Source organism: Micromonospora sp. NPDC051227, from assembly GCF_044455385.1.
In the GTDB taxonomy this organism is placed as follows: domain Bacteria; phylum Actinomycetota; class Actinomycetes; order Mycobacteriales; family Micromonosporaceae; genus Micromonospora.
Window position 1 is genome coordinate 553,623 of record NZ_JBITET010000003.1, and the last position, 13,951, is coordinate 567,573.

Sequence of the window (13,951 nt, forward strand, 5' to 3'; positions counted from 1 at the left end):
AGGAGTCCCGTCTATGAGGGGGAGGTCAGTAGGTTTCTACGTGCACGCTGGTCTCGCTGAGCGCCTGCACGACGAAGACCTGGGCGCCGATCGGGATCGGCTGGTCCGCGCGGGCGCTGAGCTTGACCGGTTGGCCGGCGAGGCGAATTCGGACCTCGCCGTACCCGTTGGCCGGCACCGGGGTGACGACCAGGCCGAGCGCGCCGACCATGTCGTCGCGGGTGGGGGTGGGGTCGGTGCGCATGTTCCGCGCCGCCCGACTCAGCCGGGACGCCAGCCAGGCGGTGGGCGCGGCTGCGAGCACGCCGCCGGCCACCGCCCCGACGACCATGCCAGGTGTACGCGCACCGAGCAGTTCGTTGACGATGGCCGCGCCGAACCCGAACGCCCCGGCGAAGCCGGCGACTGTCTCGATCGAGATCGGCCCGTCCACGTCGGCGTGCCCGAACTGGAACAGCTCGGTGCCGAGCAGGGCGAGCGCGAGCACACCGATGCCCGCCCCGCCGATGATCAGAAAGATGAGCGTCCCCGTTGCCACGACCTTGACGGTATCGACGCCGCGCAACGCCGAATGGCCTGGCGGGGCCCGAAGATGATCTACCGATGCTTGTCGGGAGTGGCGCTCAGCCCGACGCCGGCGGCCGGGCCGGCAAGAGAGTCCGCGTCGGGGAGAATAGGTGGATGCGCTGGGCCGTGCTCGACTCACCGATCGGTGAGTTCTCCGTCGCCACCGACGGCACGAGCGTCCGCGGTGCCCATTTCGGCCGGCTCGAGGCGGCCACCAACGAGCCCGTTGACGCGCTGTCCCGGCAGGCCGTCGACGAGCTGCGGGCGTACTTCGCCGGTGAGCTGACCGCGTTCACCGTCCCGGTGTCGGCGCCGCGCGGCTCTGACTTCGAGCGCGCCGTGTGGCGGGAGATGACGCGTATCCCGTACGGGGAGACGCTGACGTATGGCGAGGTGGCGCGCCTGGTCGGCGATCCCGGAGCGGCACGGGCGGTGGGAGTGGCCTGCAACCGCAACCCGGTCCCGGTGATCGTGCCCTGTCACCGGATCGTCGGCGCGGGCGGCAAGCTGGTCGGCTTCGGTGGGGGCCTGCCCCGCAAGGTCAAGTTGTTGGAGCTGGAGGCCGGTGTCGCGCTGCGACACGCCTGGTCCTGACCCGTCCCGCGGCGGACGTCCGGGTCATATCTCGATTGTCGATAGCCTCGCTGCCACCCGTGGTCCCGAAAACGGTGGCGGTGACCAGCGGGACAGCTCTCGTACCCCGGAACCCCGACCCACGCGGAAGGGCCGGGTCCGCACGGACCCGGCCCTTCCACATGCTTGGTGATTCAGCGCGTCAGCGCGTGACCTCACCGGCGATGAACTCCTCGACGGCCTGGTGGGCGTCGTGGTCGGCGTACTGCACCGGCGGGGACTTCATGAAGTACGACGAGGCCGACAGGATCGGGCCGCCGATCTTCCGGTCCAGGGCGATCTTCGCGGCCCGGACCGCGTCGATGATGACGCCGGCCGAGTTCGGAGAGTCCCACACCTCGAGCTTGAGCTCCGCCATGAGCGGGGTGTCACCGAACGAGCGGCCCTCCAGGCGGATGTACGCCCACTTGCGGTCGTCCAGCCACGGCACGTGGTCCGACGGGCCGATGTGCACGTCGCTCTTGCTCATCTCGTGCGGGATCTGCGAGGTGACCGACTGGGTCTTCGAGATCTTCTTCGAGACCAGCCGCTTGCGCTCCAGCATGTTCATGAAGTCCATGTTGCCGCCGAAGTTGAGCTGGTACGTGCGCAGCAGCTCGACGCCGCGGTCCTCGAAGAGCTTCGCGAGGGCACGGTGCACGATGGTGGCGCCGACCTGGCTCTTGATGTCGTCACCGACGATCGGCAGGCCCGCGTCCTCGAACTTCTTGGCCCACTCGGGGTCGGAGGCGATGAAGACCGGCAGGGCGTTGACGAACGCGCAGCCGGCGTCGATCGCGGCCTGGGCGTAGAACTTGGCGGCCTGCTCGGAGCCGACCGGCAGGTAGCAGACGACGACGTCGACCTGCGCGTCGCGCAGCGCCTGCGCCACGTCGACCGGGGTGGCGTCCGACTCCTCGACGATCTCGCGGTAGTACTGGCCCAGACCGTCGAAGGTCGGACCGCGCTGCACGCTGACGCCGGTCGGCGGCACGTCGCAGAGCTTGATGGTGTTGTTCTCGCTGGCGACGATCGCCTCCGCGAGGTCCATGCCCACCTTCTTGGCGTCCACGTCGAATGCCGCGACGAACTCCACGGCGTTGACGTGGTAGTCGCCGAAGGCGACGTGCATGAGACCCGGGACGCGGTCGTTCGGGTTGGCGTTCCGGTAGTACTCGACGCCCTGAACCAGGGACGAGGCGCAGTTACCCACACCGACGATGGCGACGCGGACGGAGCCCATAGCGTCTGCCTCCTTCTTTTCTGTCACGGCCGCTCATTCCTGGTCTCTCCAGGCGGAGGCGGGCTGTTGTCTTCTCGTCGGCCGCCGGCTGTCCCGATGTTCGGGACCGTCGGGGCTCGGCCGGAGCGCTCGTTGGCGATGAGCTCCTCCAGCCAGCGGACCTCGCGCTCACAGGCATCAAGGCCGTGGCGCTGCAGTTCCAGCGTGTAAGCGTCGAGGCGCTCGGCCGCCCGGCCCAGCACGTCACGAAGCCCTTCGCGACGCTCCTCGATCTTGCGGCGGCGACCCTCCAAAATACGCAGTCGGGTCGCCTGGTCGGTCCGGGCGAAGAACGCGAAATGCACCCCGAAGCCCGTGTCGTCGTACGTCTCGGGCCCGGCCTGTGCGATCAGCTGGGCGAAGCGTTCCTTGCCTTCCGCGGTGATTTTGTAGACCACCCGACCTCGTCGGCTGGTCAGCGCGGGAACCTCCTCGGCTGTGGCGGGTGTCTCAGCAGCCTCGGTGATCCATCCCGCCGCCTGGAGCCTGCGTAGCGTGGGATAGAGCGAGCCGTAGCTGATCGCCGCCCGGATCGCGCCGAGTTTGGCGGTCAGCTCCTTGCGCAGCTCATAGCCGTGCATCGGAGACTCCTGCAGGAGGCCGAGGATGGCGAACTCGAGCACTGGCCACCCTCTCTTTACCCTCCGGCGCGGAGTGGTAACCGCCGCGATGTATCGGACCGATACATCGCACGTTAGCGGGTCGTGCGGGCCGGGGCAAACCCCCGTTTCGAGATGCTGTTGTCACGGATTGTGAGCGTGGTCGCCTGGTCGGGCCGGACCGCGTACCCTTCTCCGCATGCGTACGCAGCGCCAGGTCGTCGACTACTCGCTTCAGAAGCGAGCAGTGCTGCGTGAGCTCCTGGCCGGACGAGTCGGCACGTACGATGTCTGCGACGCGTCGCCGTACCTGAAGAACGCCGCTCGGTTCCACGGTGAGCCGACCGACCGGCGCTGCCCGATCTGCCGCAGCGAAAACCTGACCCTGGTCCACTACATTTACGGTGACGAACTCAAGCAGTCCGCCGGCCAGGCTCGGACACTGGCTGAGTTGCCCGTGCTGGCGATGACGCTGCGTGAGTTCCAGGTCTTCGTGGTGGAGGTGTGCCTCGGTTGTGACTGGAACCATCTCGTCGAGCAGTACCTGCTCGGCCGGGACGGTCTGACCGGCGACAGCGACGGCACCAGCGAGCAGGACGCGGCGGGCGCCGAAGGCGCCGGCCGGCGGAGGCGAGAGGCGCAACGGTGATCTCAGCTGGTTGTACCGGCCCCGGGGCCGTAGGCGAAACCCGGGACGGTCGACCGCTTGTTGGTCCGATTGGCCCGATTGATACGGCAATGACCCCGGTCGGCTGGCACCCCCGTGCCGGTGCCCCGGGTGAAGCAACTCACGGCAACCCGGTGGCGGCGCAGCCGCGCCCCACCGCGACCGGCAGGGTGTGAGGAATGAACTCGTACGGCGATCCCAGTTCTGCGCGCGGACGGACCCAGCACTCGGGCCCAGACGGTGACCTTGGGCCGGGCGCGGACGACGCGTACCGCAGACCCGGCGGTGATTCCGGCGGGAGCGGCTGGTCAGCCTCGGACCGAGGCACGGCAACCCCAGGGCGGGCCTCGGTGACGCCGCGGGCTGTCGGTGGTCGCGCCACTGTCGGCGGTTCCGCCTCGGTGCCGCCGCGTGGCGGCGCGGCCGCCGGGTCCGCCTCGGTGGGTCCGGCAGCGAACGGCCGGTCCGGTCGAGCCTCGGTGCCGGTGTCGCCGGCACCGGGAGTGGCCGCTGGCCGCGCTGGCGCCGGTCGGGCCTCGGTGCCCGTCTCCCCGGCGCCGGGCGCGCCGGCGGGTCGGGCCGCTGTCGGTGCCGCCGCCGTCGGTGCGGCCTCGGTCGGCAGCGCTCCGGCGGGCCGGGCCAGCGTCGGCTCCGCGTCGGTCGGTGGTCGTGCGGCGGTCGCCCGGGCGAGCGTCTCACCGGTCTCCGGTGGGCCGGGCGGCCCAGGGGGTCCCGGTGGCCCGGGCGGTCCCGGTCGGGGCGGCCGTGGTCCGGGTGACTCGGGCGCCGCGCGGGCGAAGAAGCGCAAGCGGATGAACCTGCTGATCGCCGGGTTCGCCGTCTTCATCATGCTCGCCGGCATCGGCGTGGTCGGGTTCACCTACTACTCGACCAGCGTGGTGCTTCCGGACGAGATCACTCCGCCGCAGGCGACCACCCTGTACGCCTTCGACAACAAGACGATCATCGCCAAGGTGGGCGATCAGAACCGAACCCTGGTCACCATCGACCAGATTCCGGAGTACGTGCAGAACGCGGTTGCCGCGGCCGAGGACCGCAACTTCTACCGCCACTCCGGGGTGGACTACAAGGGCATTGCCCGCGCCGGCTGGAACAATCTCTCCGGCGGCGACAAGCAGGGTGCCTCCACCATCACCCAGCAGTACGCGCGCAACGCCTACGACAACCTGAAGGACGACACGTACGCCCGGAAGGTGAAGGAGGCGATCTTCGCCTCCAAGCTCAACGACGAGTACACGAAGCCGCAGATCATGCAGCACTACCTCAACGTGATCTACTTCGGTCGGGGTGCCTACGGCATTGAGGCCGCGGCGCAGACCTACTTCGGAAAGTCGGTGGGCAAGCTCAATCCCGCCGAGGGTGCCGTCCTCGCGGCTCTGATCAAGCAGCCAGAACCCAGCTCCACCCACCAGGGGTACGACCCGGCGATCAACCCGACCGCGGCCCAGGATCGCTGGACCTACGTGATCGAGGGCATGGTCAAGGAGGGCTGGCTAGGTGTGCCCGGCAAGGAACCGCGTCCTGCTGAGTACCCGATGAAGGCCATCAAGGCCCCGAAGAAGGGCGGCATCGGCGTCGACTTCGGCGTCGACACCCCGTACGGCAATGTCATCAACTACGTCCGGCAAGAGATGCGGGACAGGGGCATCTGCGTCGAGAAGGACACGGAGGTGACAGATGCCAAGCCGCTGTGTTCCCAGGCGCTGATGGCCGGCGGTTATCGGATCCGCACCACAGTGGACACCAAGATGCAGGCGGCGGCGGTCGAGACCGCCCAGCGCAAGTCCAAGGGCTCCGAGTTGGCCGGTGAGCCAAGCAACATCATGGCCGCGGTGGTGGCGATCGACCCCACCAACGGTCGGGTCGTCGCGTACTACGGCGGTGACAACGGCACCGGCACCGACTATGCCGGCAAGAACACCGACTCCAGCGGTGCGATCAGCGGCGGTCACTCGCCAGGTTCAAGCTTCAAGATCTACACCCTGGCCGCCGCGCTCAAGGAGAAGAAGGCGCTCGAGTCTCGCTGGAAGGGCAAGGCCTTCAAGCCGGAAGGCACCTTCAAGGTCAGCAACGCGGGCGACGACAACCCCGACTGCGGTAACTCCTGCACACTCCGGGTGTCCACGCTCAAGTCCCTGAACGTGCCGTTCTACTACGTCACCGAGGAGATCGGCGCGGACAAGGTCGTCGACATGGCCAAGCAGGCCGGCGTCACCACCATGTGGCGCACTGACACCAACCCGGCCAAGGCCTACGACCTGACCAAGACCGACCCGAAGGACATCACGCCGGAGCCGTTCTTCAACGTCGTCGGCTACGGCCAGTACCCGATCACGGTGCTGGACCACGCCAACGGCGTTGCCACCTTCGCCAACGGGGGCGTCTACAACAAGGCGCACTTCCTCTACTCGGTCGAGAAGCAGAACCCGAACACCGGTAAGTGGGACAAGATCTACAGCGAGAAGCTCGACTCGAAGCGGAGAATCGACAAGGGCGTCGTGGACGACGTGACGTCCGTGCTGAAGGACTACCCGGCCGCCGTCAACCACCGGCTCGACGATGGTCGCAAGGCGGCCTCCAAGACCGGCACCTGGGAACTCAAGGACAACAGCAAGGACAACGGCGACGCCTGGATGATCGGTTACACGCCACAGCTGGCCACCGCGGTGTGGGTGGGCAACGTGAGAGACCGGAAGCCACTCATCCTCAAGGATGGCCGTAAGGTCAGTGGTGGAAACCTCCCGGGCGACATCTGGGAGCGGTTCATGGACGAGGCGCTGAAGGGCAAACCGAAGGTCGACTTCCCGCCGGCGGCGAACGTCGGCGATCCGGATTCCGGAAACGGTGAAGCCCCGCCACCCCCGCCGCCGCCGCCGCCCACCCCGGGGGGTCAGCCCGGCCAGGGCACCCCCTGTAACCCGCTGATCGACATCTTCTGCAACCCCGGCGGTAACAACCCTGGGGGCAATCCCGGCGGTAACCCGGGAGGCAATCCCGGCGGTAACCCAGGAGGCAATCCCGGCGGCGGCGGAACCGGTGGTGGCGGCGGAGGACTGTTGGCCGGCCTGCCACCCAACCGAGACTGACCCGCACCAGCACACGCCGCCGCCGGCGGGACGACCTGTCCCAGCCGGCGGCGGTGTTTTCGTACCCGGAACTCCGCGCCGGGACGGGACGGGCACCCCTGTCGTACGGCAGGATGCCTCTTCATGAGCACCCAGTCGACGCCCGGCATCGACGACGCCGGAACCACCGATCACCCGTCCCGCTCCGACGGGTTCGTCCGCGGCATCTCCAGCGTGATCGGCGGGCCCCTGGGCGACCACGCGACAGCGCTGGACCGGCCGGCCGGTCGGGAGCGTCGCTTCTGGACCGCCGTGCGGATCGTGCTGGCGTTGGCGTGCCTCACGCTCGCGCTGCACTGGGTGCAGAAATCGCCCTGCCAGGACGGCGCCTGGCAGAACAACGTCCAGTACACCCGGTTCTGCTACACCGACGTTCTCGCCCTCTACTACGCCGAAGGGCTCAACGAGGGCAAGGTGCCCTACCGCGACCACCCGGTCGAGTACCCGGTGCTGACCGGCTACTTCATGGGGGCGCTGGGCCTGCCGGTGCACGCAATCGGTGACGGCGACCCGAGCATCAACCAGGGCCAGTGGTTCTACAACCTGAACGCGCTGGTGCTGGGCGCGCTCGCGGTGGCCACGGTGGCGGTGATCCTGGCGTTGCGCCGCCGACGACCCTGGGACGCGGCGATGTTCGCACTCGCCCCGGCGCTGGTGCTCACCGCAACCGTCAACTGGGACCTGCTCGCCATCGGGCTGGCCGCCTTCGGCCTGCTGGCCTGGGCTCGAAAACGACCTGCGGTGGCCGGAGTGCTGCTCGGGTTGGCCGGCGCGGCGAAACTCTGGCCGCTCTTCCTGCTCGGGCCGATCCTCATCCTGGCGCTACGGGCCGACCGGGTTCGTGCCGCGCTCACCGCCATCGGGACGGCGATCGCGGCCGTGGTGCTTGTCAACCTGCCGGCCGCCCGCGCGTACCCGGAGAACTGGGACCGGTTCTTCGAGCTGAACACCACCCGGCCGATCGACTGGGGCACGCTCTGGTACATCGGGCGCTACCTGGACGGCAAGGTCGGCAACGACCCCGCCAACCTCGGCCCGTTCGAGTGGCTCAACGCCAACATCCCGACCCTCAACACCGTCTCGTACGCGCTGTTCGGGCTGGCCTGCCTCGGCATCGCCGTGCTGGCGCTGCGGGCGCCGCGCCGACCGCGGCTGGGTCAGCTCGCCTTCCTGGTGGTGGCGGCGTTCCTCATCTTCAGCAAGGTCTGGTCGCAGCAGTTCGTCCTCTGGCTGCTCCCCCTGGTGGTGCTGGCCCGGCCGAAGTGGGGCGCGTTCCTGGCCTGGCAGATCGCCGAGGTCTGCTACTTCGTCGCCTTCTACGGGGAACTGCTCGGCGCGGCAACCAGCCGTCCGGTCTTCCCGGAGGGGGTGTTCGTGCTGGCCTCGACGCTGCGACTGGCCACTGTGGTGGTGCTCTGCGTGTTCGTCGTCAAGGAGATCCTGCACCCCGAGCAGGACGCGGTGCGGGCCACCTACCCGGACGACCCGGACGGTGGCGTTCTCGACGGCGCCCCGGACGCCCCCTGGACAGACCGCTGGCGCCACCCTGCGAGAAGCGAGCCCTCCGTCGAACCCATCACCACCTGACCCCTTAGGCCGAACGCGGCCCGGACCAGGTCAGGGTTTTCGGGGGAGCCCGCCCGGCGCAGGGATCAAGCCTGACCGCCCGGAGCCGGGTGGGCTCCCCCGAAAACCCGCCCTAAAGCTTCACAGGCGATAGACGACAGCGTCGCCGACGTCCTGCCGGCTGATGCCGAGTGACTCAACCGGCGCGTCGATGCTGATCTCCCACGGTGTGCCGGCCACCTGACCGCGCAGCAGCACCACCGTGCGGACGCCGAGCGTGCGCAGGTAGTCGACGCTCGTCTGGTCCGGGAACGACTGGCTCACCCGACGGACGTCGTCGAGCTGGCGCGGGGTGAAGCCGCTACCGCCGTTGACCACGTCCGGGAACCCGCTGGTCGACCAGAGCATCACGTGCTGGTCCAGGCTTTGATTGCTGGGCAGCACCAGCAGCGGACCCTCCGCCGAACGCATCGCCGCCGGTTGGGTCGGCACCACCGGGTGTGGGGTGGTGTTCAGGCCCTCGACGGTGACCAGCAGCAACGGCAGCAGGGTGGCCATCCGCAGCCACGGCCCCGGCCACGACGGAATCCGTTGCGCTGTCAACTCGCGGACCCGGTCGGTGAGCGCGGTGACCGCGCCCGCCGCGAGCAGGCCGAGCAACAACGTGGTCCAGAGCATCAACCGCCCGGGGGTACGCAGCCCGCTCCAGCCCGGCAGGTGCTCGAAGAGGGGCACGTAGGTGAAGGTGCCGTCGAAGAAACGGGTGCCCATCGCGAAGGCCATCGTCAGCAGCACCCCGGCGAGCAGCAGCAGTCGGTGCCGCAGCCGCCAGACCGAGAACAACAACCCGCCCGCGGCGAGCGCGTAGAGCACGAAACCCGGCAGCAGGGTCATCTCCGGGTGCCACGGCAGCGCTGCCCGGGCACCCTCGTGCAGCCCACCCCAGATCCGCGACTCCCCGGGCGCCGTCACGAAGCCCGACGCCGGCGGCGAGAAGAGGCCGATGTCGGCGATGGTGCGCTCGGCGTACGGGTGCAGCTCGGTCACCTTGAAGAACGGGAACGCCATCAGCAGACCGACACCGGCGAACAACACCCCGCCGAGCACATCGGCGGCGAACAACCGGCGACCGAACGGGACGGCCTGCCCGGTGCGCAGCCGCCGGGCGAAGAACAGCACGGCAGTGACCAGCACCGCCCCGGCCAGGAAGTACGCGAATGGCAGCCCGATGCCGAAGCCGAGGCTGAGTTGCCAGGCCGCCACCAGCCAACCGGCGTAGACCCAACCGTCATGCCGGCGCTCCGGCCGGTAGCCGTGTCGGAGGGACCACCCGTGCCCGCGCGCCAACATCGCCAGCGCCAGCGGAATGCCCCCGTTGGAGAGCACGTGCAGGTGCCCGGCCTGGGCCAGCAGCCACGGCGCGTAGGTGTAGCTCACCCCCGCGACGGCCGCACCGATCCGGCCGGCCCCGAGCTGTCGGGCCAGCGCGTACGCCCCGAGCGTGGCGAGCGCGTGCGCCAGCACGAACATGATGTTGTAGCGCAGCACGGCGTCCTCGGGACCGCTGCCGAGCATCCCGGCCGGGGCGTACCCGAGCAGGGTGTCGGAGAACGCGAAGCTCCACAGCTCGGGGAAGAACGTGTTGGACTGCCACAGCCGCGCCGGGTCGGCCAGCAGGATGTGCCCGGACCAGGCCATCTGCCAGGCTTGCAGGCTCGGGTCCCAGTAGTCCTGGGGGAGGGTGTAGCGCGGATAGCGCAGCGTCGGCCAGGTCATCAACACGGCCAGTGCCAACGCGCCGAGGGCGGCCAGGGTCCACTCGTGGATCAGGAATCGACCGACCGCCCGACCCACCCGACTGAAGATGGAGGGCTTCGGCTCAGGGGCGGAGGCGAACGCCTCCCAACGCTCCGGGCCGACCGGCTTGGCCTCGCTGTCGGCCTTGTCCTTACCGTCGGTGCCGTCCGCCTTCGCGTCCTTGGCCGGTTCGCCGTCCTTGGCCGGTTCGCCGTCCTTGGCCGGTTCGCCGTCCTTGGCCGGTTCGCCGTCCTTGGCCGGTTCGCCGTCCTTGGCCGGTTCGCTGTCCTTGGCTGGTTTGCTGTCCTTGATCGCGGCGCTGTCCTTGATCGCGGCGCTGTCCTTGGCCGCGCCACCCACCGTGCTGCTGTCCTCGGCCGGGTCGCTGTCCTTGGATACGTCCGTGCCCCTGGTAGTGCTGCCACTGGCCGCGGTGCCGCCCTCGGCGGCATCCTGCTTGGCCGCGGCGTTCTGCTGGGTGGGGGTGCCGGCCGCGGCCGTGGCGGGGGGTTGACTCTCGGCGGCCGCGCCGGTGGCGGTGGGCCGGGCGTTGCCGGTCCCGGGCTGTCCGCTCGTCATGCTGCCGCGCTCTCCGCTCCGAGCTGCTCACGCAGAAAGTCGATGTCGGCGGCCTGGCCGGTCACACCGCCCGGTGTCTCGACGACCACCGGCGCGCCAGCCGCCCGGATCACCGCCACCACCAACTCCGGGTCGATCGTCCCGCCGCCCAGGTTGTCGTGTCGGTCCTGACCGGAGTTGAACGCGCCCTTGGAATTGTTGGCGTGCACCAGATCGATCCGCCCGGTGATCGCCTTGACCCGGTCGACCAGACCGAGCAGCTCCTCACCGCCCGCGTACGCGTGGCAGGTGTCCAGGCAGAAGCCGACCTCGTAGTCACCGATGGCGTCCCAGAGTCGGGCGAGCGCGTCCAGCCGTCGGGCGCAGGCGTTGTCGCCGCCGGCGGTGTTCTCGATCAGGACCGGTACGCCGAAGCCGCCGGAGTCCGCCGCGTACGCGAAGGTCTTGCGCCAGTTGTCGAAGCCGACGGCCAGGTCGTCGCCGGCGTTGACGTGCCCGCCGTGGACGATCAGGCCCTTGGCACCGATGGCGGCGGCAGCGTTGGCGTGCCCGAGCAGCAGCTTGCGGCTCGGGATCCGGATGCGGTTGTTGAGCGTGGCCACGTTGATGACATACGGCGCGTGCACGTAGAGGTCGACCTCGGCGGCGCGCAGCCGCTCGGCATCTTCGCGAGGCTTGGGCGCCTTCCAACCCTGTGGGTCGGCGAGGAAGAACTGCACGGTCTCGGCGGACCGGGCGGCCGCCTCCGCCAGCGGGTCGGTCGAGTCGACGTGGGCTCCGATACGCATGCGAGCGAGCCTACGTCGCGACCCCGACCGGCGAGGCGACGGCCGGGGCGGTGTCGCGTCACCGGAGGGACCGACGATCGTTGATGGGTGTGAACCGGCGACCAGTATCCCGGTGCCGCCAGCGGCGCGAGCGTCGCACACGGCGACCGGCGGTCGACGGCCGACAGCGAGGTCACCCCCGCGGCGCGGCCCGGCGCAGCGGGGGCGACCCCACCGCACACCAGTACCGAGCGACGACGAATCTCGGAAAATTGTGCTTTTTCCCCCGACAAGGTACGAGTGCTGTTGTACCGTCAGATAACAACACGATAAAGCTCCGCGGGGCGTCTTCGGTCCAACCTCATCGGTGTGGTCGTTCCTCCCCAGGTCCCACCCAAGGAATGCGGACCGGACGCCCCGCGGCCTCGTAGACGGGGGTCCACCACCGACCGATTGACGGTCGGACGGTGGGCCCCCGTCGGCTCGTCCGGGTCCGGACCCGACCACCCCGGGCATGATCGTTGGGACCGGGTATCCTGGTCAGGTTGTCCGCGTCCGGCCGGGTTCCCTCGGCGCGTGCGGGCAGCGACACAAGACCTCCTGCCACGGAAGGACCGTGGCCGCTTAGCCCACAGGAGGTGAGCACGTCTTGCGTCACTACGAACTAATGGTCATCCTCGACTCCAGCCTCGAGGAGCGCACCGTCGCACCGTCGCTCGACACGTACCTGAACGTGATTCGGACCGCGGGTGGCTCGGTTGAGAAGACCGACGTGTGGGGCCGTCGGCGCCTCGCGTACGAGATCAACAAGAAGGCCGAAGGCATCTACGCCGTCATCGACCTGCAGGCCACGCCTGCTGCGGTGGCCGAGCTGGACCGTCAGCTCCGGCTCAACGAGTCCGTGCTGCGCACCAAGGTCATCCGACCGGAAATGCGCTAGAGCATCCAACCCCGGTTCGTCCGGATCAGCCTCCGCGACTCTGTCGTACGGCTCTGCGAGCCTGTACGACGAGACGCTGAGTGCGCGAGGAGATGGTCATGGCAGGAGACACCACCATCACGGTCATCGGCAATCTGACCGATGACCCCGAGTTGCGGTTCACCCCCTCCGGGGCTGCGGTCGCCAAGTTCCGAGTCGCTTCGACGCCCCGTTTCATGGACAAGGCGTCGAACGAATGGAAGGACGGCGAGCCGCTGTTCCTCGCATGCACCGTGTGGCGGCAGGCCGCCGAGCACGTCGCCGAGTCGCTGCAGCGTGGCGCTCGGGTGATCGTGTCGGGCCGGCTGCGTCAGCGGTCGTACGAGACCCGCGAGGGTGAGAAGCGCACTGTCATCGAGCTTGAGGTCGACGAGATCGGCCCGTCGCTGCGCTACGCCACGGCGAAGGTGCAGAAGATGTCCCGCTCCGGCGGTGGCGGCGGCGGCTTCGGTGGCGGCGGTGGCGGTGGCAACCAGGGCGGCGGCGGAGGCAACTTCGACGACCCCTGGGCTTCGGCTGCACCCTCTCCCGCGCGTGCCGGTTCGGGCGCCAATTTTGACGAGGAGCCACCGTTCTAATGGCGCCTAGCGCTCGCGATCGCAAACCAGGAGCACGTGCAACGGCCAAGGCTGCGGCACTGCGCAAGCCCAAGAAGAAGGTGAACCCGCTCGACAAGGACGGGATCGCCTACATCGATTACAAGGACACCGCGCTGCTGCGCAAGTTCATCTCCGATCGCGGCAAGATCCGCGCTCGTCGGGTGACCGGCGTGACCTCGCAGCAGCAGCGGCAGATCGCCCGTGCGGTCAAGAACGCCCGTGAGATGGCGCTCCTGCCATACACGGCCACCACCCGCTGAGAGGAGGCACCGATATGAAGATCATCCTGACTCAGGAAGTGTCCGGCCTCGGTGCCCCGGGCGACATCGTCGAGGTCAAGAACGGCTACGGCCGTAACTACCTGCTGCCGCAGGGCTTCGCGATCGCCTGGACCAAGGGCGCGGAAAAGCAGGTCACGGTCATCAAGCGGGCCCGTGGGGCCCGCGAGATCCGCGACCTCGACCACGCCAACGAGGTCAAGGCTCAGCTCGAGGGTCTCAAGGTCAACCTGAAGGTCCGCGCCGGCGACGGCGGACGGCTCTTCGGCTCGGTCACTCCGGCCGAGATCGTGGACGCCGTCAAGGCGGCCAGCGGCCCGGTCCTCGACCGGCGTCGGCTGGAGGTGCCCGGTCACATCAAGTCGACCGGCACCTACCCGGTGAAGATCAAGCTGCACCCCGAGGTGACCGCAGCGTTCAACCTGAACGTCGTTCAGGGCTGACGTCCGCAACACCACCACGAGGGCCCGCACCGAGCGATCGGTGCGGGCCCTCGTGCGTACGTCTGCACCT

At 69.0% G+C, this 13,951-nt stretch carries 13 protein-coding genes; 8 read left to right on the forward strand and 5 right to left on the reverse strand.

Translation table 11 applies throughout. The annotated features are described in order from the left end of the window. Positions 1 to 25: 25 nt before the first annotated feature. Positions 26 to 538, reverse strand: a complete 513-nt coding sequence (locus ACIA47_RS10575; protein WP_396707076.1) for a hypothetical protein — start codon at positions 536 to 538, stop codon at positions 26 to 28. A gap of 143 nt (positions 539 to 681) precedes the next feature. Here ACIA47_RS10575 and ACIA47_RS10580 point away from each other — a divergent pair, with 143 nt between their 5' ends. After that, positions 682 to 1,161 (forward strand): methylated-DNA--[protein]-cysteine S-methyltransferase, encoded by a 480-nt coding sequence (locus ACIA47_RS10580; protein ID WP_396707078.1) that lies wholly within the window; start codon positions 682 to 684, stop codon positions 1,159 to 1,161. Between the two features lie 181 nt (positions 1,162 to 1,342). Here ACIA47_RS10580 and ACIA47_RS10585 read toward each other — a convergent pair whose 3' ends face one another. Further along, positions 1,343 to 2,422, reverse strand: a complete 1,080-nt coding sequence (locus tag ACIA47_RS10585) for an inositol-3-phosphate synthase (RefSeq protein ID WP_124860420.1) — start codon at positions 2,420 to 2,422, stop codon at positions 1,343 to 1,345. A 23-nt stretch (positions 2,423 to 2,445) separates the two neighbouring features. Then, on the reverse strand, positions 2,446 to 3,084 hold the full coding sequence (locus tag ACIA47_RS10590) for a PadR family transcriptional regulator (protein ID WP_030331823.1): 639 nt from the start codon (positions 3,082 to 3,084) through the stop codon (positions 2,446 to 2,448). Positions 3,085 to 3,259: 175 nt separating this feature from the next. On the opposite strand from ACIA47_RS10590, the gene ACIA47_RS10595 reads away from it, so the two are divergent. From ACIA47_RS10595 to ACIA47_RS10605, 3 genes are all read left to right on the forward strand, one after another. Then, on the forward strand, positions 3,260 to 3,709 hold the full coding sequence (locus ACIA47_RS10595; protein WP_355004535.1) for a DUF5318 domain-containing protein: 450 nt from the start codon (positions 3,260 to 3,262) through the stop codon (positions 3,707 to 3,709). Positions 3,710 to 3,906: 197 nt separating this feature from the next. Beyond that, positions 3,907 to 6,834: a transglycosylase domain-containing protein gene (locus tag ACIA47_RS10600; RefSeq protein ID WP_396707081.1), complete on the forward strand. Its 2,928-nt coding sequence runs from the start codon at positions 3,907 to 3,909 to the stop codon at positions 6,832 to 6,834. 123 nt (positions 6,835 to 6,957) lie between these two features. Continuing rightward, positions 6,958 to 8,460 (forward strand): glycosyltransferase family 87 protein, encoded by a 1,503-nt coding sequence (locus tag ACIA47_RS10605; RefSeq protein WP_396707083.1) that lies wholly within the window; start codon positions 6,958 to 6,960, stop codon positions 8,458 to 8,460. Between the two features lie 120 nt (positions 8,461 to 8,580). On the opposite strand, the gene ACIA47_RS10610 is transcribed toward ACIA47_RS10605, so the two are convergent. After that, a complete protein-coding gene (locus tag ACIA47_RS10610) occupies positions 8,581 to 10,815 on the reverse strand; it encodes a hypothetical protein (protein ID WP_396707085.1) in 2,235 nt (744 codons plus the stop codon). After that, a complete protein-coding gene (locus tag ACIA47_RS10615; protein ID WP_203124454.1) occupies positions 10,812 to 11,603 on the reverse strand; it encodes a deoxyribonuclease IV in 792 nt (263 codons plus the stop codon). The genes ACIA47_RS10610 and ACIA47_RS10615 overlap by 4 nt, the downstream gene beginning before the upstream one ends. Positions 11,604 to 12,231: 628 nt before the next feature. Here ACIA47_RS10615 and rpsF point away from each other — a divergent pair. The 4 genes from rpsF to rplI all read left to right on the forward strand — a co-directional run bounded on the left by rpsF (position 12,232) and on the right by rplI (position 13,881). Continuing rightward, a complete protein-coding gene (gene rpsF, locus ACIA47_RS10620; protein ID WP_036391391.1) occupies positions 12,232 to 12,522 on the forward strand; it encodes a 30S ribosomal protein S6 in 291 nt (96 codons plus the stop codon). Between the two features lie 80 nt (positions 12,523 to 12,602). Continuing rightward, positions 12,603 to 13,139, forward strand: a complete 537-nt coding sequence (locus tag ACIA47_RS10625) for a single-stranded DNA-binding protein (RefSeq protein ID WP_181518404.1) — start codon at positions 12,603 to 12,605, stop codon at positions 13,137 to 13,139. Next, a complete protein-coding gene (gene rpsR / locus ACIA47_RS10630) occupies positions 13,139 to 13,420 on the forward strand; it encodes a 30S ribosomal protein S18 (protein ID WP_051723758.1) in 282 nt (93 codons plus the stop codon). The genes ACIA47_RS10625 and rpsR overlap by 1 nt, the downstream gene beginning before the upstream one ends. Before the next feature lie 14 nt (positions 13,421 to 13,434). Next, complete coding sequence (gene rplI / locus ACIA47_RS10635) at positions 13,435 to 13,881, forward strand: 50S ribosomal protein L9 (protein WP_112583905.1); 447 nt, start codon at positions 13,435 to 13,437, stop codon at positions 13,879 to 13,881. Positions 13,882 to 13,951 lie beyond the last annotated feature (70 nt).

Excerpts from the sequence above, each read along its gene's own strand:
- rplI (WP_112583905.1), top strand. The coding sequence starts at position 13,435 with ATGAAGATCATCCTGACTCAGGAAGTGTCCGGCCTCGGTGCCCCGGGC.
- ACIA47_RS10605 (WP_396707083.1), top strand. The coding sequence starts at position 6,958 with ATGAGCACCCAGTCGACGCCCGGCATCGACGACGCCGGAACCACCGAT.
- ACIA47_RS10580 (WP_396707078.1), top strand. The coding sequence starts at position 682 with ATGCGCTGGGCCGTGCTCGACTCACCGATCGGTGAGTTCTCCGTCGCC.
- ACIA47_RS10585 (WP_124860420.1), bottom strand. The coding sequence starts at position 2,422 with ATGGGCTCCGTCCGCGTCGCCATCGTCGGTGTGGGTAACTGCGCCTCG.
- rpsR (WP_051723758.1), top strand. The coding sequence starts at position 13,139 with ATGGCGCCTAGCGCTCGCGATCGCAAACCAGGAGCACGTGCAACGGCC.
- ACIA47_RS10600 (WP_396707081.1), top strand. The coding sequence starts at position 3,907 with ATGAACTCGTACGGCGATCCCAGTTCTGCGCGCGGACGGACCCAGCAC.
- ACIA47_RS10595 (WP_355004535.1), top strand. The coding sequence starts at position 3,260 with ATGCGTACGCAGCGCCAGGTCGTCGACTACTCGCTTCAGAAGCGAGCA.
- ACIA47_RS10610 (WP_396707085.1), bottom strand. The coding sequence starts at position 10,815 with ATGACGAGCGGACAGCCCGGGACCGGCAACGCCCGGCCCACCGCCACC.
- ACIA47_RS10615 (WP_203124454.1), bottom strand. The coding sequence starts at position 11,603 with ATGCGTATCGGAGCCCACGTCGACTCGACCGACCCGCTGGCGGAGGCG.